Annotated in this window: 20 protein-coding genes; 4 read left to right on the top strand and 16 right to left on the bottom strand. The window is 63.6% G+C overall.

Going from position 1 to position 22883, the window contains the following annotated elements; genetic code table 11:
• Positions 1–12: 12 nt before the first annotated feature.
• Entirely contained in the window at positions 13–1695 is a 1683-nt protein-coding gene (locus tag VGH98_19610) for an alpha/beta hydrolase-fold protein (protein ID HEY2378193.1), read from the bottom strand.
• A 56-nt stretch (positions 1696–1751) separates the two neighbouring features.
• A complete protein-coding gene (locus VGH98_19605; GenBank protein ID HEY2378192.1) occupies positions 1752–3494 on the bottom strand; it encodes a BTAD domain-containing putative transcriptional regulator in 1743 nt (580 codons plus the stop codon).
• 152 nt (positions 3495–3646) lie between these two features.
• Here VGH98_19605 and VGH98_19600 point away from each other — a divergent pair, with 152 nt between their 5' ends.
• On the top strand, positions 3647–4192 hold the full coding sequence (locus tag VGH98_19600) for a cupin domain-containing protein (protein ID HEY2378191.1): 546 nt from the start codon (positions 3647–3649) through the stop codon (positions 4190–4192).
• A gap of 112 nt (positions 4193–4304) precedes the next feature.
• Here VGH98_19600 and VGH98_19595 read toward each other — a convergent pair whose 3' ends face one another.
• A complete protein-coding gene (locus VGH98_19595) occupies positions 4305–5888 on the bottom strand; it encodes an alpha-L-arabinofuranosidase C-terminal domain-containing protein (protein HEY2378190.1) in 1584 nt (527 codons plus the stop codon).
• A gap of 89 nt (positions 5889–5977) precedes the next feature.
• On the opposite strand from VGH98_19595, the gene VGH98_19590 reads away from it, so the two are divergent.
• Positions 5978–8398, top strand: coding sequence for an ABC transporter permease (locus VGH98_19590; GenBank protein ID HEY2378189.1), 2421 nt, complete (start codon positions 5978–5980; stop codon positions 8396–8398).
• 68 nt (positions 8399–8466) lie between these two features.
• Here VGH98_19590 and VGH98_19585 read toward each other — a convergent pair whose 3' ends face one another.
• From VGH98_19585 to VGH98_19565, 5 genes are all read right to left on the bottom strand, one after another.
• Positions 8467–8874, bottom strand: a complete 408-nt coding sequence (locus tag VGH98_19585; GenBank protein ID HEY2378188.1) for a VOC family protein — start codon at positions 8872–8874, stop codon at positions 8467–8469.
• A 1425-nt stretch (positions 8875–10299) separates the two neighbouring features.
• Entirely contained in the window at positions 10300–10728 is a 429-nt protein-coding gene (locus tag VGH98_19580) for a hypothetical protein (GenBank protein HEY2378187.1), read from the bottom strand.
• On the bottom strand, positions 10728–11099 hold the full coding sequence (locus tag VGH98_19575) for an FtsX-like permease family protein (GenBank protein ID HEY2378186.1): 372 nt from the start codon (positions 11097–11099) through the stop codon (positions 10728–10730). The genes VGH98_19580 and VGH98_19575 overlap by 1 nt, the downstream gene beginning before the upstream one ends.
• A gap of 11 nt (positions 11100–11110) precedes the next feature.
• A complete protein-coding gene (locus VGH98_19570) occupies positions 11111–11248 on the bottom strand; it encodes a hypothetical protein (GenBank protein HEY2378185.1) in 138 nt (45 codons plus the stop codon).
• Positions 11245–13182 (bottom strand): ABC transporter permease, encoded by a 1938-nt coding sequence (locus VGH98_19565; GenBank protein HEY2378184.1) that lies wholly within the window; start codon positions 13180–13182, stop codon positions 11245–11247. The genes VGH98_19570 and VGH98_19565 overlap by 4 nt, the downstream gene beginning before the upstream one ends.
• Positions 13183–13511: 329 nt before the next feature.
• Here VGH98_19565 and VGH98_19560 point away from each other — a divergent pair, with 329 nt between their 5' ends.
• On the top strand, positions 13512–14102 hold the full coding sequence (locus tag VGH98_19560) for a DUF3455 domain-containing protein (protein HEY2378183.1): 591 nt from the start codon (positions 13512–13514) through the stop codon (positions 14100–14102).
• A 79-nt stretch (positions 14103–14181) separates the two neighbouring features.
• Here the strand turns inward: VGH98_19560 and VGH98_19555 are convergent, their stop codons facing one another.
• The 7 genes from VGH98_19555 to VGH98_19525 all read right to left on the bottom strand — a co-directional run bounded on the left by VGH98_19555 (position 14182) and on the right by VGH98_19525 (position 19503).
• Positions 14182–14592, bottom strand: coding sequence for a DUF3224 domain-containing protein (locus VGH98_19555; GenBank protein HEY2378182.1), 411 nt, complete (start codon positions 14590–14592; stop codon positions 14182–14184).
• 542 nt (positions 14593–15134) lie between these two features.
• Positions 15135–15563: a hypothetical protein gene (locus VGH98_19550; GenBank protein HEY2378181.1), complete on the bottom strand. Its 429-nt coding sequence runs from the start codon at positions 15561–15563 to the stop codon at positions 15135–15137.
• A 32-nt stretch (positions 15564–15595) separates the two neighbouring features.
• A complete protein-coding gene (locus tag VGH98_19545; GenBank protein HEY2378180.1) occupies positions 15596–15820 on the bottom strand; it encodes a hypothetical protein in 225 nt (74 codons plus the stop codon).
• A gap of 247 nt (positions 15821–16067) precedes the next feature.
• Positions 16068–16667: a hypothetical protein gene (locus VGH98_19540; GenBank protein ID HEY2378179.1), complete on the bottom strand. Its 600-nt coding sequence runs from the start codon at positions 16665–16667 to the stop codon at positions 16068–16070.
• A gap of 77 nt (positions 16668–16744) precedes the next feature.
• A complete protein-coding gene (locus VGH98_19535) occupies positions 16745–18250 on the bottom strand; it encodes a serine hydrolase domain-containing protein (GenBank protein HEY2378178.1) in 1506 nt (501 codons plus the stop codon).
• Positions 18251–18882: 632 nt separating this feature from the next.
• A complete protein-coding gene (locus VGH98_19530; protein ID HEY2378177.1) occupies positions 18883–19113 on the bottom strand; it encodes a hypothetical protein in 231 nt (76 codons plus the stop codon).
• A gap of 78 nt (positions 19114–19191) precedes the next feature.
• On the bottom strand, positions 19192–19503 hold the full coding sequence (locus VGH98_19525) for a hypothetical protein (GenBank protein HEY2378176.1): 312 nt from the start codon (positions 19501–19503) through the stop codon (positions 19192–19194).
• A gap of 192 nt (positions 19504–19695) precedes the next feature.
• Here VGH98_19525 and aceK point away from each other — a divergent pair, with 192 nt between their 5' ends.
• Positions 19696–21453 (top strand): bifunctional isocitrate dehydrogenase kinase/phosphatase, encoded by a 1758-nt coding sequence (aceK, locus tag VGH98_19520; GenBank protein ID HEY2378175.1) that lies wholly within the window; start codon positions 19696–19698, stop codon positions 21451–21453.
• A 116-nt stretch (positions 21454–21569) separates the two neighbouring features.
• On the opposite strand, the gene aceA is transcribed toward aceK, so the two are convergent.
• Positions 21570–22883, bottom strand: coding sequence for an isocitrate lyase (aceA, locus tag VGH98_19515; protein HEY2378174.1), 1314 nt, complete (start codon positions 22881–22883; stop codon positions 21570–21572).

Below are 22883 nucleotides of genomic sequence, written 5' to 3'. Positions count from 1 at the left end.
TCTACCCCCTGCTCAGTATCGCCAGCTCGTTAGATCCGCACCCTTTGGCGCCGTCTTGCTAATCCGCTCATTGAGCTGCCGAAACCAATACGCGGTATCGTGCCCACTCCAGCAGTGCGGCTTGCGATCGCCGTACTCCACCACCGCGTTCGCCGGCGGATTCTTGGCCTTCTTGAGAAAGTCCTCCATGAGATAAACAGCGTTGTTCAGATGCCACGTATCCATCGTGCCGACGTAGAGGTGAATCTTCCCCGTGAGCTTCGGCCCTAACGTGGCCCAGTCGCGCTCGAGGATGTTTCGCAGGTCATAATGATCGCGCCAGTACGCCGCGACCTGATGATCCATCACGCCCGTCATCGGATCCCAGATGTACTTCGGATAGCCATCCGCACCGACGGGGCTGTACACCGCTTGCCAGATATTCCATTGATCGCCCGAACGGCCGTGGGTGCCGAGGACGAGCTCCCAGTGCACGTCCTCCTCGGTGACCGACAATAGGTGGTCGTAGTAGTCGCGACCGTCGGCGTGCGGGGTCTTCTTCCAGTCGCCGTTGTTGTAGAACGCGTTCTTTTCATCGTAGATGTTGATGACTTCGTACATTCGGAAGTCGATCGCGTCGGGACAGGCCGCCCACGCACCGTTGTAGTCGTCGGGGTAGAACATCTGCGTCGCAAGTGCCTCCCATCCACCCGTCGAGCCACCGAACGTCCCGCGCGACCAGCCCTGCCCGATGCCGCGGAAGCGCTTCTCGAGATACGGAAGCAGCTCGTGGTTGATGGCGTCGCCGTACGGGCCGACGTTCTCCGAATTCACGGCGTACGAGTCGTCGTAGTACGGATTCGCGTGCTGGATCACGACCATCAGCATCCGCGGGAAACCGGCCGACGTCCACTGTTTATAAAACTCGTATGCTGCATCCCCGCCGCGTGCGTTGGGCGACGGCGTCTCCCGAAAGCCGCGCAGCTCGGACATGAAGTGTCCGTGGTTGATCATCAGCGGGTACCGGGCATTGGGGTGCTCGTCGAAGCCCTGCGGCAAGAGGACGATGGCGCCGAGGTACATCGGCCGTCCCCAGAACCTGGTAAGGAGCGGGCTCTGGATGCGCACGTACTTCACGTACTTCGTATCGTTAGGCTTCGGAAGTGGCGGGATTTCCTGATCGAGTGAAAGGTGAATCGTCCCGTCGCTCGTCGGGTCGACGCGCACCTTGATCGGCTTGTTGTAGAGATTTCCCGCCGACGTGTTCCAGTGCTGTCCCTCGCCCTGGTCCATGTGCAGCTTCACGACGTGACCGTCGCCGCGGTGGAAAGTTTCGTACTTGTTGAGCACTGCCTGAACCCAGTACTCGCCTGGTGGGATGTCGCCGATACTCTTGAGCGGATAGCCGAACGTCGCGCCGTCGACGTACGCCTCCTGTCCTGGTCGCAACGAGTCGACGTCGATCCCGAACGCGAGCTGCGTGTCGGCCTCGTAGACGTTGTTCTCGAACCGCGGCTCGCGCCGGTCGTTGTTCGAGATGACGAGGATGATTCGTCCGTCGAGCGGCGCGGCGCTTCGCGCGGTGGGGAAGGAGATGCCGAAGCGAAGGCGGGTCGGTGCTGGTGCGTCTTGCTGCGCCAGCGCGGGACGCGCGGCGAGGGCCGCAAGACCCAGGATCAGGGCGGTCGTTCGCACGGATTGAATGAGGAGGAGCATGACTGAGATACGTCATGACCCGTGGCGACGTCAATCACCCAGCGCGAGGCCGCTGGTCACGCCCACGCGGGCAACCACGCTCTGGTGACGCGCTCCATGACAGCGCCGAAGCGCGCGTCGTCGCGGATCAGGTCGAGCCGCGGATCCCACCAGATAGCCTGCGGCGTCCAATAAACGAGAAACTGATCGCGTGCGAGCCACTCGAGCGCGCGGTGTCCGTCGCCGATGCTTGCCCACGCCAGGCCAAGGTTCAGCGGCATGGCGCCATGCTCTCCAGCCTCGCAGAGTAGTTGGCGTGCCCGATGCGAGTCGCCGAGGATGGCGAGCGCCGAGGCCTGCTCGGCGAGGAGATCACCACGAAGGTCGCCGCGCCTCGTGAGGCCAGCGGTGATGGTCTTCATCACCGTATCCTCATCGCCCAAACGTGCCGCGATCCGCGCGAGACCCGCGTGTCCCTCCTCGAGATCGGCGTTGAGGTCGACCGCCGGTTCCATGCTCGACCGCGAGAGATCGTACTCGCCACGCAGATAACGCTGCCACGCGAGAACCGCCACCTGGATCGGCGACACTGGATTGAGACTCGCCGCGATTATCTGCTCGCGAATCGCCTCCTCTCGAGCGCCAAAGCCGGTGAGCCGCGTCATCGAGAGCCAATGGCGCGCCTCCGCGTTCAACGGATCGATGAGGGTGGCGCGGCGAAACGCATCCTCCGCATCGCGCCAGCGTCGGCGGAGGATATTCATCCCTCCAATCGACGTGTGCACCGCCGAAAGCGTATCGTCGAGAGCCAGTGCACGCGCGGCGCTCGGCGCGGCGTGCTTGATCGCGACGTCCACGGGCGTATAACCGCGGCCTCCCATCACGACCCACGAATCGGCTAGTCCGCACCATGCGTCGACGGCCCTCGTGTCGCGCTCCACGGCGCGCGTGAAGTAGGCGATCGCACGCTCGACCGAGACTCGCGTCCGCTGATGCCAGTGATATCGACCCTGCGCGATGACGTTCGCCGTCACGGAATCGATGTTCCGTCGGCCCGGTCGCCGCGGTTGTCGCGAAGTCATGAACACGATCGGCTCCGCGTGCCGGGGCGCACGAACATTTCGCAGCAAGAGCATCGTCTCCGGCGACGGCGAGATGCCTAACTCGAGTGCGAGTCGCTCACGGAAGGCGTTGGCGACTGCCTCGACCCGCGCCCGATTGTTCACGACAACGAGTAGCCTAACGAGTACACCCAATACCGATTCGTCGCAAGGCGAAAGGTCGAGTGCTCGTTCGGCCGCGGCCACTGCGTCGGACATCTGCCCGGCGCCGTGAAGCTCATGCGCCAATGTCGACGCGGCGTGCGTCGCGAGTGCACGGAGACGTCCTCGCTCCCCCAATGCCCATTGGTCGAACTCGACGGCGTTTCGTACGAAGAATCCGTCGAGGAAGTCGCCTCGGTAGAGTCGCAGCGCGTCGGACCATCTCTTCTCGGCCAACGCTTTCCGGAATTCGACGACATCGCTCCACACGACGTTGGGCGAGATGCGCAGCGTTTCGCCCGCCGTAATGATCGCACCATCGCCAAGCGTGCGTCGCAGGACGTAGAGCGAGTCGGCCAGGAGGTGTCGGGCTGTGCGCTCGTGCCTCTCCGGCCAGAGAAGGCCAAGCAGCCGATCACGGCTGATGGACTCGCCGGGCGAGCTTGCGATGAGCGCGAGCAGTGCGAGTCGCCGCGACTGCGACGCGCGTCGCAACGATGCCTGCCGAGCGGTGCTCGTCAGGCAAACCGACCCGAGGAGGACGAGGCGATTCGACATGTCGCCTTCTGAAACGCAGTCGCAGACGATAACCGGACGATGGGGCCCTCCTAACGTGTGCCACAGCGGTGCGTCCTCGGGCGTGTCGCGGAGAATGGAGAACGCACCACCGCGACCTCCATTCGATTGGGACCACCTTCTGGAGGTAGACAATGTCGTTGCCACGCTTGTGTGTCGGCGCAGCACTCATCGCCGCGTTCACAATCGCCGGATGTTCGGATGGAGATAGCGGCAAGATCACCGCAAAGGGCCCGCAAGCAGCATCGGCCGCTGCGAATCGCTTGGATGCGGCGGACGGAGCATCGAAGCACAGGATGGGCGAGGATGATCAGCTCAATTGGGGCCCGGCGCCGCCGATCTTTCCTCCCGGTGCACAGTTCGCCGTGGTGCAGGGCGATCCGAGCGTTGCGGGCGCGATCTTTACCGTGCGCCTTCGCTTTCCGAATGGGTATATCCTTCCGCCTCACCGCCATCCGACCGACGAGCACGTGACAGTGCTGCGCGGCACCTTCCTCGTCGGAATTGGCGAGGACTTCTCAGAGAACGCGCTCGTTGCTCTCAAGGAAGACAGCTTCATCACCGCGCCGGCGAACACGGCGCATTTCGCGAGCGCACGTGGGATGACGGAGGTGCAGGTGCACGCGATCGGGCCGTTCCAGTTGACGTACGTGCATCCGCAGGACGACCCGACGACGTAAATGGCTCTCGATGAGTGAGCTACTGAACGAGTCCCCATCGCGCTCGCGCGATGGGGACTCGCTCACTGGGCTGGCTGGCCGCCGTCGGTTGCACGTCGGTCACCAGTTCGCCTCATCGGGAGCGCAGCTCCAGGACTATGACCGACCTGGGCGGGAGCACTACCGTGAGTTTCCTATCCGCCACGCCAAACGCATCGGTGAACGGCACGGGTCGCACGACATAGGGCTGCTCGAAGGAGTTATAGCTGTTGATCGCCGGCGCCGTGAGAATGCGTCCGGTGGCGCCAGTCACGCTGATCCCGCGAAGCTCGGCCACGACCGTCCGCGCATGGTTGGGATCGACGTTAGTCATCGTTAGGTGCGCGACGCCACTGCGACTGCGCGATGCGGTCGCGCTCACCGCCGGAACCGAATCGGCGCCGAAGACGTAATTGCCCGCGTCCGAGATCGTGAGCGGCAGAAGCACGGCGTCGTGATGCACGGTGTACATCTCGAAGACGTGGTACGTGGGCGTCAGAATCATCTGCGGGCCGCGCGTAAGGATCATCGACTGCAGCACGTTGACCATCTGCGCGATGTTCGCGCCGCGCACGCGATCGGCGTGACGATTGAACACGTCGAGCGAGATCGCAGCGACGAGCGCGTCGCGCAATGTGTTCTGCTGGTAGAGAAAGCCGGGGTTGGTGCCCGGCTCCACGTCGTGCCACATGCCCCATTCGCCGACGATGAGCGCGACGCGCTTGCGCGGATCGTACTTGTCCATGATCGCGGCGTGACGCGTCACGAGATCATCCATGCGGAGCGCTCCTTTCATTGCCAGGAACCACTCGCGTTCACCGAATTGGGTCGCGGAGCCTTTGTGCGCCCAGGGGCCGACGACTGTGTAGTAGTGCAGGTCGAGCCCGTCGATCATGCGGCCGGCCTCGCGCATCACGACGTCCGTCCAGTTGTAATCGTCGACGTTCGGTCCGGTCGCGATGCGAAACGGATGCGTCGAGTCATTGAATGGGCGCAGGAACTCCGCGAAGCGCCGATAGTTGTCCGCATAGAATTCCGGGCGCATCGCTCCGCCGCATCCCCAACTCTCGTTGCCGACGCCGAAGCGGCGCACGTTGTACGGCGCGACATGACCGTTCGCTTTCCGCTCGTCGGCGACGCTGCTGCCGCCGGGGTGATTCAGGTATTCCCACCACTCGGTCATCTCGCGCGGCGAGCCCGTCCCCACGTTGCCCACGACAAACGGCTCGGCGCCAATGCGCCTTACGAGCTCCATGTACTCGTCCGTCCCGAAGCTGTTGTCCTCGACGACGTTCCCCCAGACCGAGTTCACCATCCGCGGCCGCCGCCCCACCGGCCCGATGCCGTCGCGCCAGTGGTAGTAGTCGGCGAAGCAGCCGCCGGGCCATCGCACGTTAGGCACCTGGATCCGCCGCAGGGCCGCGATCACGTCGTCACGCAGGTGCCACTGGCCGGTTCCTTCTTTCGTCCATACGCCGTCGTAGACGCCGTGTCCCAGGTGCTCGGCGAATTGCCCGTAGATGTGGCGGTTGATCGTATCGCGGGCGAGTTGTGCGTCGATGACGATGTGCGTGATCGGTGTCGTGTCTCCGGTCTGCCGCGTACGCTGGGCATCCGCGGAGTGGTGGCCAACGAGTCCAGCGCAGAGCAGCGCCGTTACGATGACGCGATTGATCATGGCATGATATTCGAGAGGGGCCGGCTGCCACGCAACGCTTGGATCGCCACGACTGTCTAACATCTACTTCCCCCGACGAGGACCTGATCGTGCAATGGATCAAGGATATCCGCTACGCATGGCGCTCTCTGCTCCGGACGCCTGGCTTCCTGATCACCTCGATCGGCACCCTCGCGCTCGCCATCGGCGCCGTCGCCGGCATGTTCGGCGTCGTCAACACGATCATCCTCAGACCGCTGCCCTTCAAGAACGCCGATCGACTCGTCACCGTCGCGGGTACGGCGCCGGGCACGGATCTGCCGGGGCGGTTCGGGCTCGGCGGCGAGTTCTACCTCCACTATAAGGAACGCTCCAAGCTGCTCGACGGTCTCTTCGTGTTCGGCGGCGGCACGTCGACCTTGCGAACCGATAACCGCGTCGAGCGCATTTCGATGGCCTGGCCAACCGACGACATGTACGCCGTTCTCGGCGCGCGTCCGGAGCTCGGACGTCTGCCCGTCGCCGAGGATGGCGATCGCGTCGTCGTCATCAGCGACCGGCTATGGGAGAGCTGGTTCGGTCGCGACCCATCGGTCATCGGAAAATCGTACTTCGTGTCCGACGGCATGAAGCAGATCATCGGCGTGATGCCACCCGAGTTCCACTTCCCGAGCGAGGACACGATGCTCTGGGTGGCGACCGAGATCCGCCTCGACCAGCTTCGGCCAGGGCAGTTCGGCGCGCCGGTCGTCGCGCGCATGAAGCCGGGAGTGACGCGCGAACAGTTGGCCAGCGAGCTGACGAACCTGGCAAAAGAGCTCCCGGCCCGTTACGGCGGCTCGCCTAACTACGCGCGTGTCATCGCGCAGTACCGCGCCCTCGTCGATCCTTTGCTCGATCAACTCGTGGGTTCGACCGCGAAGGCATCGCTCTGGGTTCTCCTCGCTGGCGTCTCGATCGTGCTCCTGATCGCGTGCGCCAACGTGGCCAACTTATTCCTGGTGCGCGCCGAAGGCCGGCGTCGCGACATGGCCGTGCGCCGTGCGATCGGTGCGTCGCGCACGCATCTCGTGCGTCTCCAGATGACGGAAGCGTTTCTGATTGCGATACCAGCCGGAGTGCTGGCGGTGCTGCTCAGCAGAGTGACACTCCCGCTCTTCATCGGCGCCGCGCCAAGGGGCATTCCGCGTCTTGCGTCGGTGCATCTCGATCTTCCCACCATAGGGGCCGCGCTCGCGCTGGTCCTTCTTGCCGCGCTCGCGTGCGGTGCGGTCCCCGCATTCCGCGGGTCGTCGCCTGACCTTACTCGCCTGCGCGAAGGCGGCCGCGGCTCGACCGGCCGGAGGAATTGGGGCCGCGACGTACTTGTCGTCGGCCAGACGGCGCTCGCGCTCGTGCTGCTCATCGGCGCGGCGCTGCTGGTGCAGAGCTTCAACAAGCTGCGGCACGTCGACCCGGGATACGACACGAAGGACCTCTACACCTTCCAGTACGCGCCCGACCAGCCGCAGCTCAGAGACGGGCCGTCGTGGGGACGGCTTCACCTCATGTTCATGGATCGGCTGCGCGCGCTGCCCGGCGTGACTGGCGTTGGTATCATCAACAACATTCCGCTCGACGAAGGTACCGATAGGGGCAGGTTCCTCACGGACGGGATGAGCGCGAGTGGTGGTGGCGCGCTGCTGAACGTGAACTTCACGGGCGGCGACTATTTTCGCGTGATGGGCATCAGGCTCCTCGAGGGCCGCGCGTTCACGAACGCTGAAGCCGTTACGCCTAACAACAGCGTCATCGTCAGTCGTTCGGCCGCGGATCGGCTCTGGCCGGGTGAGGATCCAGTGGGTCGCACGATCCGGCGCGTCGGCGACACGACCAACGCGGCGTTCACCGTGGTCGGCATGGTGAACGACGTGAAGCAGAACGACTGGCGCGAAGCGGGTCAGGCGCTCCTGTACCTGCCGCTCACCGGCCCGACGCCGGCGTCATGGGGGCTGTCATCGCCGGCGTACGTCGTGAAATCGCCGCGAGCGGAAACGCTGCAACGCGAGGTACGCGAGATGGTGCGTCAGATCGCACCCGAGGCGCCCGTCTACCGCGAGTTTACCGTCGAGGCGCTCGCGCAGCGATCGATGGTACAACTGTCATTCACGATGCTGACGTTAGGTGTCGTGTCCGCGCTTGCCCTGATCCTCGGCGCGGTGGGGCTGTACGGCGTACTGTCTTACGTCGTCGCGGAGCGGACGCGGGAGATCGGCGTGCGCATGGCGTTAGGCGCGACGTCGGGCGACGTGCAGCGACAGATCGTGTCGCAGGGCGCCAAGGTCGTGCTAGTGGGTGTCGCCGTTGGCGTTGGCGTCGCGATTGCGACGACGCGTCTGATGCGCGTGCTGCTATTCGAGGTCAAGGCGGTAGATCCGCTCGTGTTCGCGGCGATGTCGGTGACGATGCTCGCGGTCGGCGCGCTGGCGAGCTACATGCCTGCACGGCGCGCGAGTAACGTCGATCCGATCGAGTCGTTGCGCGGTGACTGACGGTACCGGGGAATCCTGGTCGAGCCAGATGCTCAATGCGCGTGCGTACATCAAGAACGCCGAGTGATTCACCGGCGAGCCTCGTTCTCCGATGGACGGCCGCCGAACGAGATAACGTATCCGTCCGGATCCTCGATGTAGAAATCCTTCGTCCCCCACTCCGTTGCCGTCAGCGGAATGAGAATCCTCACACCATTCGCGACGCACTGCTCGTAAAACGCTTCGATCCCGTCGACGCCGGCCGCGGCATCGAGGTGCTCATGTTCGCGACGGAACTGGCGATCCGCCTGGTTCTTCGGTGCTTCCTTGAGATGGAGCTCCAACCCATCCCGATGTCCAATCGCGTAGAACCCTTCCCATGGCTCGCCGAAGGTGAAGCCGAGGCTCCGGTAGTAGCTCATCGAGCGCGCAAGATCGTTGACCAGGAACTGGGGCGCCAGGGAGGTGAGCCGGGGCTGAGTCGTAACGTTAGGCATGACGAGGCATCGTTGGAGATGATCCCGATCGTTGTAAGCAATCTCGCTCAGTTCACCGACGAGTTAGCCGTCGGTTATCTCGTACCAAGACCCAACCTGATAGTGATCGCCTGTGAAGAAGAATCGTTTGAGCTGACCTGAGTCCTCCCAAACGACTAGTCGACGGCGACCGGCCGGGCTTGAGTCGCCGGCATGTGCGTTGCCGACTTGACACTCCCACAAAGTGGACCCTGGCCCACGGCGCACAATGTTCGCGAGTTCGTGACCTTCGTGTCGTCTTAGGTAGCCGAGACGATTGCCAGTCTGCCACTCACGCTTAGCATCTGCGATGGCCCGTGTAACGTCTTGGCCAAACTGAAATCGATTGCCAGGTCGCATAATTGGTTCTCCGCGATAGCCGATTCACCGTAAACAGGTTACTGCGCAACGCTGAAGCTCAGGTCCGGGTGAGTACACTCTGAGAGCTCAGTTGCACGGGGTCGTCTCAATGTGCGATAGCCAATCAGCATTAGCATGTACTATCCCGCCCCCCAACCGCAATGCCGGGAGCGCCTGACAGTTGCAACCCAGGCCGGCTCGCCGATCTCCATCCTTGAGCTGTACCCGTTGGACTACGGACGCGCGATCGCGGCGGCACAAGACGTCCCGCAGTACGGACAGGTGGTAGCGCCATCTACTATGGCGAGAATTCGGAGCTTCAACGGGGCGAGGTCGCGCCGACAGTCAAGGCAGAGAAAACGCGAATCATCAGCCATGTGCCGGGTCGGCACATGGCGCAACGACCTTTTGGGATAAGTCGCCACCCACGCAGGGACTTGGTGGTTTCGATACAGCGAGGGCACGAACTCAGTGATCGCATCGGCCTCGAGGTCTTCAGACTCGTCGCTCTGATCCCAGATACAGAGCAGGAGACCGGACGTCAAACGGATGCCGGCATTGGAGAGGTCACGAAGGCTACCTATCGTGTCGAGCGGCACCCCGACACGTGAGGCATCATCAGTCCACTGGCCGAGGCCGTTGAAATCCGCCTAGATGCGAGGATGCGTACTCACTGTCGACTGATCAAGGCCCGCGACCATCCAACCGCAATTGGACAATCAGATTGAACGGCGGATATGATCCCAACCTTGCGATGACCGCCATCGGACTGCAATTGAGAAGGCAGCCGAACAGGGACGAAACGCCTTCTACCACTCCGCGACCCTTCAAGGAGAAGAACGCGCTCTCTCGTTGCGGCACCTGGTTCACCGGGGTCGATCGCTCGCTTTGGTAGGATCTCATCGAGGAGCCGCTCGACCGCGCCGCGGCCGTGCGCCTGCGCCGCGCCTCCGGCAAACAGGCGAAAGTTCCAACTTGGAAGGCGAACGTTCCAACCTGGAAGGCGAACGCGGCAAAAGCTCGCGCTCCGTTGCCAGATGGGCAGTATCACCTGCCAAATCGTGAGGCGCACGCGACAAACCCGACGGCGAAGGCAGCACTTCCCGAGGCGAAGCGCGCAAAATTGAAGGCGAAGCGTGCTCCAGGCGAGTGCAACGCGGCAATGTGCCACACGAACGAGGCAAACCTGACAGTCACGCTGATTACTTGGCAGGCGAAGGCCGCATTTCGCCATACGAACGGGGCTTCCCCCAACACGAACGTGGCTCCGGACGACACGAACGTGGCTTCAGACGACACGAACGTGGCTTCAGACGACACGAACGCGGCTTCCCCCGACACGACGGGGGCTTCACTCGACACGACCCGAGCTTCACCCGACACGACCGGTGCTTCACTCGACACGACGACCGCGATTGGGCGGGCGCACGATGCCTCGCGGAGCCAGCCTATCGCCGGATCAAGCGGCGCTTCCACTACTCCGCGCGAAGCGCGTCCGCTGGGTCGACCTGCGCGGCTCTCCTCGCAGGCAGCCAGCTCGCAAGCGACGCCGTGCCGACGAGCGCGAGAATCGCCCCGATGAGCGTTAGCGGATCGCTCGGCGTGACGCCGTAGAGAAACGCGCGCAGGAAGGGCGCAGCGATGGCGTAGAGAATCAAACCCGCGAGTACGCCGCCAGCGATCAATCGAAGACCGCGCATCGCTACCGTGCGCGCGAGTTGCCGACGGTCGGCGCCCAGCGCGACGCGAATGCCGAACTCGCGCGTCCTCAGCGCGACCATGTACGCCATGACGCCGTACAAGCCAATGGTGCCGAGCACCAGCGTGATCGCAGCGGCGGCGGTCATGAGCGCGAGCGTCAGCGAGAGACGGGCGGCCGATGGCGGACGACGTCACTCATGCTCTCGACATTGAAGATCGGGACCGTTGGGTCGAGATCGCGGACGATGCGCCTAACGGCCGCCACCGTCGCCGCCGGCGACGCGGAGGTCTTCACGACGAGCGCCATGACGTGGCGAGCGCCGGGCTCGACTCTCGGATCGATGGGCACGGATTGCGGCGTATACAGCATGGCGGCGGGCGCCGTGCCCAGATCCTGGTCGCGCACGTCACCGACCACGCCGACGACGGTATATGTCGGACCCAGAGGCGCGAGCGACAACCGTCTTCCCACATCGACGCGGCTGGTGGGATCGTTCCAGATGGTCGCAGCGGTGTGCTGGCTGACGACGACGTCTCCGTCGCGCTGAACGCCAAGTCGCTCAAAACCGCGACCCGCGGTATCGGAATTCTCATCGCTGTGAAGTATCCGTCGTCTACTACGTCGACGTGCAGAGAAACGAGTCGGCCGTCGCCATCGAGACGATACGACTGCTCACGCATTTCACCGGCGCCAAGAGGAAGGCGCGTCGTGAGGCCGGCGGCGCGAACCGCCGGAAGATTGCGGACGGACTCCGTCAACCGGTCGTAGAAGGTGACGGACGCCGAATCGCCGTAGCGCGCGAATGGCAGTTGCGTCCAGATCGTCATCACGTTCGTGACGTCGAAGCCCGGGCGCTCCTGATACAACCGGTGAAACGTTCGCAGCAGCAGCGCCGATCCCGCGACCACCACGAGCGCCACGGCGATCTGTAGCGCGGCGATTGTCGCGCGAAGGCGCTGACGTGACTTTCCCGCCGTATCGCTCCGTCCGCCGTCACGAAGATTGATCGTCAGGTTCGCCCGGCAAACATGAAGCGTCGGCACGGTAGCATATAAGACGGCTCCAACGATCGAGACGAGTGCGACGAATCCCACACTCGTTAGGCCGACTCCCAACTCCGTGAGACGTGGAACGTCGGCCGATCCGAAGGCCACGAGCGCGCGAACCGCTCCCCACGCCGCGAGGAGCGCGACGGCCCCCGCCGTCGTGGTGAGTACGATCGATTCACCGAGGAAGTGCGTCAGGATGCGCAGGCGGCTTGCGCCGAGCGCCTCGCGTATCGCGAGCTCGAATTGTCGCCCGTCGGCGCGAATCAACATCAGATTGGTGACATTCGCCCACGCAACGAGCAAGACGAGTCCCGCCGCCGCGGCCAGCATCCACAGGGTGTGCGCGATTCCATTCGTGACCTCGTCGCGCAACGGGATCACGACGGGCAATGGTCCCGCCTGATCGAGCCAGGCCGTCGTCGCCGTGCCCGACTCGAGACGCGGGAACAGCTCGGCGACTTTCGGCAAGAGCGCAGTGAGCTCACGCTGCGCTTGGCCGGCAGTCGCGCCGGTCGTTAGGCGCGCCACGCCGAAGTAGCTGAAATCGCCGACCGTGGTGCTGTTCGGATCGAGCCTCGTTGGAAGCCAGACTCGAGTATCGGATGTGGGAAAAGAAAACTGCTGCGGCATGACGCCGACGATCACACGGGCGACGCTGTTGGCCATCAGTGTCTTGCCGATGACGTCGGGGTCGGCGTGCAAGCGCGTTCGCCACACGGACTCGCTGAGGATGGCCGCGTTAGGCCCGTTGAGCCGCTCCTCGTCAGTTGTGAATGAGCGTCCGAGAATCGGCCTCACCTGGAGGAGTGGAATCATGGACGCGGTGACCCAGGTCGCGGTGACGCGCTCGGGTGCATCGTCGCCGCCGCCGGTCCAGATGTTGGCGTTCCCGGTTCGATAGAAGCCGATGTCCTCGATGCGCCGCGCGAAGCGCTTGTACGTGAAGTAGACGGCCGGCGGCTGTTGAATGCGTCGCAACTCGGCCCTCCGCGGATCGAGATCGACGCTGACCAGGCGATCCGGATGTCCGTAGGGGAGAGGCGCGAGCAGAACGCTGTATACGATGGCGAACGTCGCCGCGACCGAACCGATGCCGAGGACGAGCGTGAGGATCGCCGCGATCGCGAACACCGGCGTCCGCTTCAAAGATCTCAACGCGTGTCGGAGCGACGTCGGCATGATCGATCGATGGTCGCGTGTTTCGGGAGTCAGTCAACTACGCACTCTAACGTATCGCGGCTGTTCCGACTGGTCGACTCTTCACGCCATGTCAGCAACTATTCCGCTCCCGACGAGTCGGCCCTCCAGCTCTACCTGCTATATGGCGTAGAGTAAGCGGAGCCAGGCGGCAAGCACCTCAACGTTAGGCGCAGGATCGTACAAGAGCTTCCCGACGGTTTCGTTCAAGACGTGGACGGCCGTATGACCGAGCTTCCTCGCGCATCAATCGAGTGCAAGAGAGATCCCGAATTCAGACGCGGCGAGCGCCGCACACGAGGAGGATGTTGATGACTAGGACCGTATTGCGGTGTTTTAGTAGCTCATTGGTAGTCGCGATGGCGGCGCTCGCGAGCGCATGCTCCAATGAGGCGCCTGTCGCACCAGCCGGCGCGGCGACGCGGGGCGTGGCCGTGCTCGCCGATGTGAGCGATGGGAATCGGCTGCCAGACCTGACTGCCTGCCCGGCACTGGCCGCGCCAGTGGGAAGCACGCTCGTGCTCCACGCCTTCGGCATCGGCTTTCAAGTCTATCACTGGAACGGAACGAGCTGGGGCGCTCCCACGCCGGCGGCAACGATCTACGCCGACGCCGGAGGCCACGGGCAGGTCGCCACACACTTCGCCGGTCCCTCTTGGCAGAGCAACAGTGGCAGCAAGGTCGTCGGCACGGTGCTCAACCGCTGCACGGTGGATCCGGCGTCGATCCAGTGGCTCTCGCTCAGCGCGGTGCCGACTGGGAACGGCATTTTCGCGAAAGTAACGTTCATCCAGCGGCTCAACACCGCCGGCGGCATTGCTCCCGCTACAGATGGGACGACGATTGGCCAGGAAGCGCGTGTGCCGTATACGGCCGATTACTTATTCTACGACGTGCAGTAATTCTGCCTGACGAGTGAACCATGTGCTCCGCGTGGCGCGCAATGCGCCGCCCGGAGTACAGGCGCGTTAGGCAACGGCTCTAGCCCGGTGACGGTGCCAGCTCATAATCCAGCGCGAACGGATAGTCGGTCGCATGGCCAACGGTGGAGCGCCCCTCGCCCACGAGACCACGTAGCTCTCCGGTGGCCGAGTCACGGACGACAGAATACGACTCCTTTGCTTGACCGCCCTCGAATACTCCGACGCGGTGGAGAACGAAGGAGCCGCTCTTGCCATCGATTCGTCCGCTGATCCGCTCGAGACCGACGAAGGTCGCCGTGCCGTCGCCGCGGTACATCATGAGGTATTCGACACGTCCCTCGCCCTCGATGTCGCCGCTGAACGTCTTGACGACGCTCGCCCGCGTGAGCTTCGGCTGGTCCTCGCCCTCGCTATAGGGCTTCTCATCCCAGCTCTTGATTGCGAATCGAGCATTCGCTGTCTTCTTCACGATTATCTGTCCTCGTTCAGATTATGATCTGGCGACCCGGTCTTCGTCCGGGATGCGACTGGAGCGAGGAGCCATCTCGATAGGGGCTTGACCGAGCGCCCCTGCGCGTTGCTCAGAAATGCCTTTGAGTGCTCGATCGGCTCGATGACTAGCGCGGGCAAGAACGGCTCCCGACACGACCAGGGTGCCGCCGGTCAACACCGCGAGACTCAGCACGAGAGCCCGGACAACGTCGGGAGGCATCGTGACCCAGACGCCGGAAATCCACGCGATGGCCCCGACGACCCAGATAGCGACTCCAGCGAGTTGGAGCGCGAGAGCGAGTCGGCGCATGAGGCCTCGTTGAAGACAGGGGACGGAAGTATGGTCGTTACGCAGTTTCTACGACGGAAAGAATTGAAGTGAAGTGACAGTTCGCGCAAAAAGCGCACGCTTTATAGCCCCGCCAAGAATGCCTCAACGAGGGTCCTCGCTTCCCACGGCAGGTTAATGAGTAGGGAGGAACGCACTTACGGCGCGCGTGACCCGGTTCCGATAGCCATTCAGTCGTGGATAAACCGCACCTTCTCATGGTCCTTCCCGGCAGCGGTGTAGTACTCGTGAGTTACTCGGAGCGCGCCGAGTTGCCAACGAGCGCCCGCGGGATGCAGGCCCAACCGAGGCTCGAGGCGTTCGCCAGGACCCAGCATTCGCTCGAGGCGCTGCTGTAGATCGTCGAACTCGCGCTCGCGATGGCGCTTTGGGTGACGCAGAAGCTCAATCTCGCGGAGCTGACCGCCAGCGATTGGGGAGAAGTGAAACGTGAGATCGGCGTCTAACCCGCCGAGAAGTCGGCACCGCTGGCGCAGTCGGCCGGCGACGACTTGCTCCAAACGCTCACCGCCAACGAGCATGCGGAAACCTGCCTCGCTGACGCGCCACGGAATCTCAACGGCGGGATCTTCGAGGGGGAACGTGCGATCGAGGCGCATACGGACTGGTTCTGGCTGCCTAACGCTAGATTTCAGCTGCGCCGCTGGCCGAGCGTGAAAGCATATGGCATCTCGATTACGATCACCGGCCGCGATGAAGATGGCGAGAACCGAAGGTACGTTACCACAGCCTGCACGGCCCCGACCAGCGCGGGCGCTGATGTCCGAACCACACGGAATGACGACGAATCCGGGACGCCTGCACTATCGACCGCGATGCGGAAGACGATCTCACCCTCCTGGCCGGCAGTTCGCATCGAATTCGGATACCACGGGAGCACGCACCGAGTGACGTCGGGCGCCGGAACAGAATCGCCGCTCATCTTCCAGGCACCGATGACGCGACACGTGGTCGGAGCGGCGAGCGTACCGGCCGTGCGCGGCAAGGAGCCATTAGGAAGTGACGTGTTGGACGACGCGCATGCGCTAGCCAGCGCGGCGCTGACGGCCAGCGTAGCGAGTCGGCAGTTACGGAACCCAAACAAAGGCGGGAATCGAATCACTTCACGCAAACTGAATCACCCATTCCTCGTTCGGCACCGTGTTGGTTCTCTGCGCGGGATTACCGGCATTTCCTCCAATGAGCCCAAGCCGAAGCCCGACCGACGTGGGGGCAGCGGGGAGGTTAATCTCGAATGAAAATGTCACCGGCCCGAGCATGTAGTTGTAGACGCTGATCTGCGGGTGAGCGATGCGATACGTCTGCAGCCTGAAAGCGTCGACCGTTGCATCCGCGACGCACCGCTCATCATAGATACCCGAATACGCAGACCAGATCACGTTCGGCCAGGCGTTACCGCACGCACCATGCGTATCGAATTCCGTGTATCCCTCGAATCCCTCGAGATTCGCGCCACTCGTGCGAGTCCAGAGGCCGGTTTGATCGACGTTGTACCGGTCTCTGATCAATATGTTGGACACGTTGTAGACGCCGCTGGCCGGAAGGTCCGCGAGGTAGACGCCCGTTACGAGTGCGTTGCGGCGCGCAGCATCGGGATGATCGTAGGAGTGCGACCAGACCGCGATCGTGACGTGGAAGGGCGCTCCTTTACCTCGTTGGGCGTAGCTCAGCTGTGCCGTCGCGAGCGCGTTTCGAACCGGCATTGCTCCCTCCCTAGGTCTGTCAGTGTACTACGAACGACCGATTTCCAAGCTCGCGACGACAGACGAACGTGATCGATCTACGGAGCGCCGACATCGCTCCGTTCCCGGAACAGCACGCGCCGATTCGGACCCGTGCCGAGCGCGATTGACCGCACCGGCGACGTAAGGTCTCCAGTACGCTCGAACGTCCACTCACCACCTCCCTCCAACCCGACGAACCGGTCGCCGCCTAACGGCGCGATCGGCAAGGCGCGGTGCCCGGTGGAGTTGTAGACCTGGAGTGACTTGCCGTCAGGTGCGACACTGACGTCGAAGCGCGCGGTGTCGCTTCCGGCGACGCCGACGTAGCGGCCCACGTACGCTCCGAGCTCGGACGGTGACTTCGCGGCGATGGTCTTGATCACGCGCGGACCCGCGCCGAAACCATACTCCTCGGCGAAGGCGCGCTCGATCTCTGACATCAACCCGCCGTTGACGCCATTCATCATGATGACGAGCCCGCGACCGCTGCCGGGGCGCATGAACATGTCGGCGACGAAACCCTCGTCGCGTCCGCCGTGCGAGAACGTCAACGAGTCACCGTCACCGCCCACGGCGACGCCGAGCCCCCAGTAACCGGTGCCATACGGTGGTTGCTGACGCATTTGTTTCGACACCATCTGCCGCGCCATCGACGTCGAGAGCACGCCCCCGCGCTCGCCGCGATAGGAGTGCGACAGCGCAATGGCCCACCGCGCGAGATCGGACGGAGTGGTCCACAGCCCCGCGGCCGCCATCTCCGGGTACACGTGAAAGCCACCAGGTACCGGTGTATCAATTTGCTCATGTCCGCTCGCGGCCTCGCCGCGGCGATTGACTGGCAGCGGGTTTTCGTACGTGCTGCGCGCCATTCCCGCCGGCTGCAGCACGAGCCGGTGCATCAGCGCCGGAAACTCCTCGCCGGTGATATCCGTGGTCGCGAGCTGCAGGATCGTGATTCCTCCACCGGAGTACAGCCAGCGTGCACCGGGAATGGTGTCGTTGCGGACAGCGGGCGTGTTTGCCGGCGCCGCGCCGTCGAGGAGCTGCGGCACGGTCGGAACCGGGCCACCGAGTGCGTAGCCCGGAAACCCCCAGACCGTGAGACCCGCCGAATGGGTGAGCAGACGACGAGGGGTCACCTTCTCGCGCTCGGTGAATTTGCTCTCGGGGAGATGCCACGATTTGAGCAGCGTGTTGATGTCCGCGTCGAGCGAGATCTTGCGATCCTCGGCGACACGCAGGAATCCACTGGTGAACACCGGCTTGCTGATCGATCCGGCGAGAAAGAGTGTCGTAGTGTCGACCGCTTTGGTGCCACCGAACTCGGTGACGCCGAACCCCTTGGCGAATACGACGCGATAATTGTCGATGACGGCGATGCTGACGCCTGGCACGTGGTAGGAGCGCATGCGATCGACGAGCTCCATCGCGGTGTCGGCTTGTCCCTCGACGCGGACACCGTATCGGAGATGGTGCTCGATCGCGCCGGGATTCTGTGCTGCGGCAGCGCGGCCCGTGGTCGCGACGAAGCAAAGCGACGCAAGTGTGTAGATCGATCTCACAGGACCTCTCGTTGGCAGTCAACCTCATTTATGGTCTACGTACAGCGGCAAGACTCAACAAGTCGGCCCGATCCTTGGCTACGGTCGGGGGCTCGCCCCGAATGACAGACTTATCGGCAACGAGCGCTTCGCGTCGGATTACATGGGCGCGCACGCCAAGCAATTCTGCAACGTCACAACCAAACGTCTCGACGGGCCATTCGCCTCGACCAGCACGGAGCGGTGTGTGTACAACACCACTCTCGTCAAGAGCAAGCAATGCGACTTCCAGTCGCACGCCGCCGCGCTCGTAGCACGTGTATCCGTCCTCGTCAGGGTCTGGAGTGTGTCTCCACTTCGTACTCTCGAGTAGACCTGCCAGTCGACTTCGGTCGTCTTCCCAGATCGCGATATCGATGTCATCGTGGGCCCGAGTCACCCGCCCCGCATGAAAATCGACCGCCCACCCACCGAAGAGCCAGTAAGCAACTCCATGGTCGCATAGGAGACGATGTAGTTCGGTAAGGGCGGCGAGTTGGGTCGAGGGTTCCGTCATCTTGTGATTGATGGCCACTCCGACTTGCACCCTTTGGCAGCGATCGCCGCTCTGAGAAGTGGAACGACGTCGGCATCGAGCCAGCCCGAACCGAGAGTCATGGTTTCAATACCTGATCATCATTCAGAACGCGATCGACCGCGGCGTAGACGTCCTTGATTTGCTGATCCGCCTGCGCCTCGGGACGATCCATGTGCTCGATGGTAGAAGCACGGTAGTCGTCGCCATTCCTGATTTCGACGACATACATGAAGACATCATCCATGCCCCGATCGCGCTTGACGCGTGCCGGCAGCTGAAACGCCCCGCGCGCACCGCGGCCGTCCACGCGTCTTCGATTACCGATTCGGGGACGCTTTTCGTGAGTCAATCGTTATGCAGTAGTCCAATAACGAAAACGCCGACGTCAGGCGGATTGCAGCACGTCGTAGTAGCACTCGATCGTCCAACGCACCACCTTCGCCATGAGCGCGTCGCGCGCGTCGAGTTGTTTGTTAGTCAACGAAAGGAGCGCGCGCGATTCCCTCAGGCCGGCCTCGCTGGCGATCTGTTTCACCGCGATGATCGCGCGCTCCGGTGGCCAGCCGGCGGCCTTCATCTCGTCGACGACGGCACAGATCTCGTCGCGAAGCGTTCGATCGTCCGGGTAATCCGCGGACGGAACGAGAGCACGCGCGAGGCTCTCTCGCAGCACTGGGACTTTGGGGCTATTCAGCATGGGAGGGCGGCGTCTCGGCGCGGCGGACAAAAGGGTGACACGGTCACCGATTATGCGCTTACGGCCAGGAACTACGCAAGACGTCTATTCATTGGACCGACTGTTCTCGGCCTTACCCCTGTCCGCGACACCGTTACGCAGGTGGGTCACGACGAGTCAGCTTCGCGACTTCACTCGCGCCGTCGATCAGCCGTGATACTCCCATCGGCCTCGGAAAGCTCACACGAGGCGAACCGCCGCCTCGCCCGCGATTGCGCCGACGTCGTGGCCGAGGTGTTCGACGAGTACCACGAGCGATTCCGCCGCGCTGCGCGCCGCTCGGCCCGAGACTTTCGCGCCCGTGACTGGGTCTCGGTCCGCAAGGGGTCGACGGACCGACTGCGCTTGTATGCGCACAGCGTCGACCACGCGATCGCCCAGGTCGTCAAACGCGCGCGCGACGTGAATGGCGAGCGGCGGCTGTGGGTGCAGATGCGCGAGGAGTACAGCGCGCTCGTCGCCGGACGCGTGGATAGCGAGATCGCGGAAACATTCTTCAGCTCCGTGACGCGCCGGCGATTCGCGACGACCGGCGTCGATCGTGAAATCGAGTTTCAACATCCGTGGTCGTCCGAATTCGCCGCGCGCCCCGCCGAGGCGGCGCGACGCTGGTGTTCAGGCGCGGGCGGGACGTGCGTGCTCGCGGAGCGCATTCTCGCCGATCTGGGTCATGCGCTCGCTGACCCAAGCGGCGACGCACAGCGCGTCGGCGACGCGATCGCGCGCGGTGCACGCGAAGCGTTCGGTGACACGGAGGTCACGGGCGCCGACTTGTTGACGAGTCTCTTCTACCGGAACAAGGGTGCATATCTCGTTGGGCGAGTCGCCTGCGAAGGGCACCGCTGGCTGCCACTCGCGCTCGCGCTGACCGCGAACGACGAGGGTATCGTCGTCGACGCCGTGCTCACTTCCGCAGACGAGCTCGCGATCGTGTTCGGTTTCGCGTGGTCGTATTTCCACGTCGACGTATCATGCCCGGCGGCGACGGTCGCATTTCTCGCCGACATCATGCCGCAGAAACGCATCGACGAGCTCTATACGTCGATTGGGTACAACAAGCATGGAAAGACGGAGCTCTATCGCACGCTCGTTCATCACCTGTCGCAGTCCGACGCACGCTTCGAGGACGCTCCGGGTGTCAAAGGCCTGGTGATGTCGGTGTTCACGTTGCCGTCGCTCAACATCGTTTTCAAGATCATCAAGGATCGCATCGGAGCGCCGAAGCGAACGACGCGGAAGCACGTAGTGGATCAGTATCGTCGCGTCTTTCTGCGTGACCGCGTCGGCCGGCTCGCGGACGCACAGCTCTTTCAGGGCCTCGCTTTTCGTCGAGAGTGTTTCTCCGACGCGCTTCTCGCCGGGCTCCTTCGCGACGCGCCGAGCGTCGTCCGCGCCGAGCAGGGTCACGTCATCCTCGACCACGTGTATACGGAGCGTCGCGTTAGGCCATTGAACCTATACATCCAGGAGGCCGACCCTATCCGCGTCGAGGCGGCGATCCTCGACTACGGCCAGTGCATCAAGGACCTCGCCGCGGCGAACATCTTCGCCGGCGATCTCTTGCTCAAGAACTTCGGCGTGACGCGTCATGGCCGCGTCGTCTTCTACGACTATGACGAGCTTGCGCCGCTCACGGACTGTCGCTTCCGCACGTTTCCCGAGCCGCGATCGCCCGACGACGAGCTATCCGCGGAGCCGTGGTTCTCGGTCGCGGAGCACGACGTGTTTCCGGAAGAGTTCGCGCCTTTCATGGTGCCTAACGGGCCGCTCCGTGACACGTTCGCCGCCGCTCACGGCGATCTGCTGCAGCGGGACTGGTGGTGTGCGGTACAGGAGCGCGTCAGGTCTGGCGAACTAGTGGACACGTTCCCGTACCCGGCGACGCGTCGCCTGCGACGCCTGTCTTCGTGAGCGCCAAATGTCATCCTGAGCGAAGCGAAGGATCTACTATCCGTTGGTAGTGGCAAGCTTCTAACACCGCCGCTAGATCCTTCCGTCGCTTTCGCTCCCTCAGGATGACAGGGCAGTTAGAACTGTTGCCGCTCCGTGGATTCCTTCAAGGCCTGAGTGGAGCTCGCACCGCCCGAAATAATCTCCGAGACGACATCGAAATAACCGGTGCCCACTTCGCGCTGATGACGTGTCGCGGTGTAACCATCAGCTTCCGCCGCGAGCTCCGCTGTCTGGAGCTCCGCGTACGCGGCCATGCCACGATCACGGTAGCCGCGCGCCAGATCGAACATGCTGTGGTTCACCGCGTGGAATCCAGCGAGCGTCACGAACTGGAACTTGTATCCCATTGCGCCGAGCTCGCGCTGGAACCTGGCGATCGTCGACGCATCGAGGTGCTTCCGCCAGTTGAATGACGGGGAGCAGTTGTACGCGAGCATCTTGCCCGGCGCGGCGTCGTGAACTGCTTCGGCGAATCGTCGTGCCTCGGCGAGATTCGGCGTCGACGTCTCGCACCAGAGGAGGTCGGCGTACGGCGCGTACGCGATCGCGCGCGCGATGGCGCATTCGATACCGGCGCGAAGGCGGAAGAATCCTTCCGGTGTGCGGTCACCGGCGCAGAACTCGCGGTCGCGTGGGTCGATGTCGCTCGTGAGCAGCTTCGCGCTGTCGGCGTCGGTGCGCGCGATGAGCACAGTCGGAACATCGAGGACGTCGGCCGCGAGCCGCGCGGCGATCAGGGTGCGAATGAATTGGCCGGTCGGCACGAGGACCTTGCCGCCCAGGTGACCACACTTCTTCTCGGACGCGAGCTGATCCTCGAAGTGAACGCCGGCGGCGCCAGCCTCGATCATCCCCTTCATGAGCTCGAAGGCGTTGAGCGGGCCGCCGAACCCCGCCTCGGCGTCGGCGACGAGCGGTGCGAGCCAGTAGCGACGCGCGCTCACCGCGTCGCCCTTCGACTCGCTGCGTTCGATCTGATCGGCGCGGAGCAGCGCCTGGTTGAGTCGCCTAACGACCGCGGGGACGGAGTTCGCTGGGTAGAGACTCTGATCGGGATACGTCTGGCCGGCGAGATTGGCGTCGGCCGCCACCTGCCAGCCGCTCACATAGATGGCCTCGAGACCGGCGCGAACCATCTGCACGGCCTGGCTGCCGTTGAGCGCGCCTAACGCGGGTACGTAGTCGCGCGAGGTGAGCAGTGCCCAGAGCCGGCGCGCGCCGACGTCGGCGAGCGTGTGCGCGATCCGAACGGACGGACGAAGCCGTTCGACGTCGGTGGCGGAGTAGGGGCGTGTGATGCCCTGCCAGCGTGCGTCGGTAGGCCCGGTCGGACCCTCGACGCCGGCGGTCTCGAGGTTCTCGTCGATGAATTGCGTGGAAACTGCCAT

The organism is Gemmatimonadaceae bacterium (assembly GCA_036496605.1).
GTDB lineage: Bacteria > Gemmatimonadota > Gemmatimonadetes > Gemmatimonadales > Gemmatimonadaceae > AG2.
The sequence above is the reverse complement of the archived record's forward strand: the minus strand, read 5'-3'. Positions and strand labels throughout refer to the sequence as shown.